The following is a 3604-nucleotide window of genomic DNA, read 5'->3' on the forward strand; positions in this document are numbered from 1 at the left end:
GCTGTTCAGTAACGAAGCTAACGCGTGAAGTTGACCGCCTGGGGAGTACGGCCGCAAGGTTGAAACTCAAAGGAATTGACGGGGACCCGCACAAGCGGTGGATGATGTGGTTTAATTCGATGCAACGCGAAAAACCTTACCTACCCTTGACATGCCAGGAACTTGCCAGAGATGGCTTGGTGCTCGAAAGAGAACCTGGACACAGGTGCTGCATGGCCGTCGTCAGCTCGTGTCGTGAGATGTTGGGTTAAGTCCCGCAACGAGCGCAACCCTTATCATTAGTTGCTACGCAAGGGCACTCTAATGAGACTGCCGGTGACAAACCGGAGGAAGGTGGGGATGACGTCAGGTCATCATGGCCCTTATGGGTAGGGCTACACACGTCATACAATGGCCGGTACAGAGGGCTGCCAACCCGCGAGGGGGAGCTAATCTCAGAAAACCGGTCGTAGTCCGGATCGCAGTCTGCAACTCGACTGCGTGAAGTCGGAATCGCTAGTAATCGCGGATCAGCTTGCCGCGGTGAATACGTTCCCGGGTCTTGTACACACCGCCCGTCACACCATGGGAGCGGGTTCTGCCAGAAGTAGTTAGCCTAACCGCAAGGGGGGCGATTACCACGGCAGGGTTCGTGACTGGGGTGAAGTCGTAACAAGGTAGCCGTATCGGAAGGTGCGGCTGGATCACCTCCTTTCTGGAAAATAGCACTCAAGTTCTTGCGCCCACACTTATCGGCTGTAGTTGACAACAGTGTGTGAGCGTGAGCCAGCTGAGCAAACCAGCTGTGTGCTTCGGCACGTGGTTGACGCGCGACGTAGATACCCACGCTTCGCAACGAACGTGAAGGGTCTGTAGCTCAGTCGGTTAGAGCACCGTCTTGATAAGGCGGGGGTCGTTGGTTCGAATCCAACCAGACCCACCATCTTCACAGGGGGATTAGCTCAGCTGGGAGAGCACCTGCTTTGCAAGCAGGGGGTCGTCGGTTCGATCCCGTCATCCTCCACCACACCCAACGATCTAGTCGCTGCCGCAAGTGGCTGCCTTCGGGGCAGGCCGCTTGCGACAGCGTCTCGAAAGAGTCGGCTGTTGTTCTTTAACAATTCGTAGAGTCGAATCAGCGTCGTCGACGGAAACCGCTCATGGCGGACCGTGCCGTCGATGACATTTTGATTGCGTCACCAAGAATCAACTCGCAAGAGTTTGAAGAACGGCATAACGCGTAATACTCAGACAGTCCTTGACGATGCCTCTACAGCGAGGCGTCAAAGTTATAGGGTCAAGTGACTAAGTGCATGTGGTGGATGCCTTGGCGATTACAGGCGACGAAGGACGTGATAGCCTGCGATAAGCTTCGGGGAGCTGGCAAATTAGCTTTGATCCGGAGATTTCCGAATGGGGAAACCCACCCGCAAGGGTATCGCATACTGAATACATAGGTATGCGAGGCGAACCGGGTGAACTGAAACATCTCAGTAGCTCGAGGAACAGACATCAACCGAGATTCCGAAAGTAGTGGCGAGCGAAATCGGAGGAGCCTGCACGTTTTAGCTGTTGGTATATCAGAACGGAATGGAAAGTCCGGCCATAGCGGGTGATAGCCCCGTATGAAAAATATCGGCAGTGGAACTAGGCGTGCGACAAGTAGGGCGGGACACGTGAAATCCTGTCTGAAGATGGGGGGACCATCCTCCAAGGCTAAATACTCGTAATCGACCGATAGTGAACTAGTACCGTGAGGGAAAGGCGAAAAGAACCCCGGGAGGGGAGTGAAATAGATCCTGAAACCGCATGCATACAAACAGTCGGAGCCCGCAAGGGTGACGGCGTACCTTTTGTATAATGGGTCAGCGACTTACATTCAGTGGCAAGGTTAACCGAATAGGGAAGCCGTAGAGAAATCGAGTCCGAATAGGGCGATCAGTCGCTGGGTGTAGACCCGAAACCAAGTGATCTATCCATGGCCAGGATGAAGGTAGGGTAACACCTGCTGGAGGTCCGAACCGACTAGTGTTGCAAAACTAGCGGATGAGCTGTGGATAGGGGTGAAAGGCTAAACAAACTTGGAAATAGCTGGTTCTCTCCGAAAACTATTTAGGTAGTGCCTCGTGTATTACCGTCGGGGGTAGAGCACTGTTATGGCTAGGGGGTCATGGCGACTTACCAAACCATTGCAAACTCCGAATACCGATGAGTACAGCACGGGAGACAGAGCACCGGGTGCTAACGTCCGGACTCAAGAGGGAAACAACCCAGACCGCCAGCTAAGGTCCCTAAAATTGGCTAAGTGGGAAACGAAGTGGGAAGGCTAAAACAGTCAGGATGTTGGCTTAGAAGCAGCCATCATTTAAAGAAAGCGTAATAGCTCACTGATCGAGTCGTCCTGCGCGGAAGATGTAACGGGGCTCAAGCCAGTTACCGAAGCTGCGGATGCACGAGCAATCGTGCGTGGTAGGAGAGCGTTCTGTAAGCCTGTGAAGGTGGCTTGTAAAGGCTGCTGGAGGTATCAGAAGTGCGAATGCTGACATGAGTAGCGTTAAAGCGGGTGAAAAGCCCGCTCGCCGTAAGCGCAAGGTTTCCTACGCAACGTTCATCGGCGTAGGGTGAGTCGGCCCCTAAGGTGAGGCAGAGATGCGTAGCTGATGGGAAACAGGTCAATATTCCTGTACCGATGTGTAGTGCGATGTGGGGACGGAGAAGGTTAGCTCAGCCAACTGTTGGACATGTTGGTTCAAGCCTGTAGTCGTGCCTGGTAGGCAAATCCGCCGGGCTAAGATGAGGGGTGATAACGAGGAAGCTTGCTTCCGAAGTGAGTGATACCCTGCTTCCAGGAAAAGCCACTAAGCTTCAGCTGCACACGACCGTACCGCAAACCGACACTGGTGCGCGAGATGAGTATTCTAAGGCGCTTGAGAGAACTGCGGAGAAGGAACTCGGCAAATTGATACCGTAACTTCGGGAGAAGGTATGCCCTAAGTAAGTGAAGTTGTACAAATGGAGCTGAACAGGGTTGCAAAAAATCGGTGGCTGCGACTGTTTAATAAAAACACAGCACTCTGCAAACACGAAAGTGGACGTATAGGGTGTGACGCCTGCCCGGTGCTGGAAGATTAAATGATGGGGTGCAAGCTCTTGATTGAAGTCCCAGTAAACGGCGGCCGTAACTATAACGGTCCTAAGGTAGCGAAATTCCTTGTCGGGTAAGTTCCGACCTGCACGAATGGCGTAACGATGGCCACACTGTCTCCTCCGCAGACTCAGCGAAGTTGAAATGTTTGTGATGATGCAATCTCCCCGCGGAAAGACGGAAAGACCCCATGAACCTTTACTGTAGCTTTGTATTGGACTTTGAACGGATCTGTGTAGGATAGGTGGGAGGCTTTGAAGTGAGGTCGCTAGATCTCATGGAGCCAACGTTGAAATACCACCCTGGTGCGTTTGAGGTTCTAACCTGGGTCCCTTATCGGGATCGGGGACAGTGCATGGTAGGCAGTTTGACTGGGGCGGTCTCCTCCCAAAGCGTAACGGAGGAGTTCGAAGGTACGCTAGGTACGGTCGGACATCGTGCTAATAGTGCAATGGCATAAGCGTGCTTAACTGCGAGACT

The 3604-nt window shown here is 53.1% G+C and carries 2 tRNA genes and 2 rRNA genes; all 4 read left to right on the forward strand.

Going from position 1 to position 3604, the window contains the following annotated elements:
- Positions 1-694 (forward strand): 16S ribosomal RNA (locus ACE1CM_RS13335); the annotation flags it as partial.
- Positions 695-845: 151 nt separating this feature from the next.
- A tRNA-Ile gene (locus ACE1CM_RS13340) sits at positions 846-922 on the forward strand.
- 8 nt (positions 923-930) lie between these two features.
- Positions 931-1006 (forward strand) — tRNA-Ala (locus tag ACE1CM_RS13345).
- Positions 1007-1274: 268 nt separating this feature from the next.
- Positions 1275-3604, forward strand: a 23S ribosomal RNA gene (locus ACE1CM_RS13350); the annotation flags it as partial.

It is taken from the genome of Microseira sp. BLCC-F43, from assembly GCF_041929235.1.
GTDB lineage: Bacteria > Cyanobacteriota > Cyanobacteriia > Cyanobacteriales > Aerosakkonemataceae > Microseira.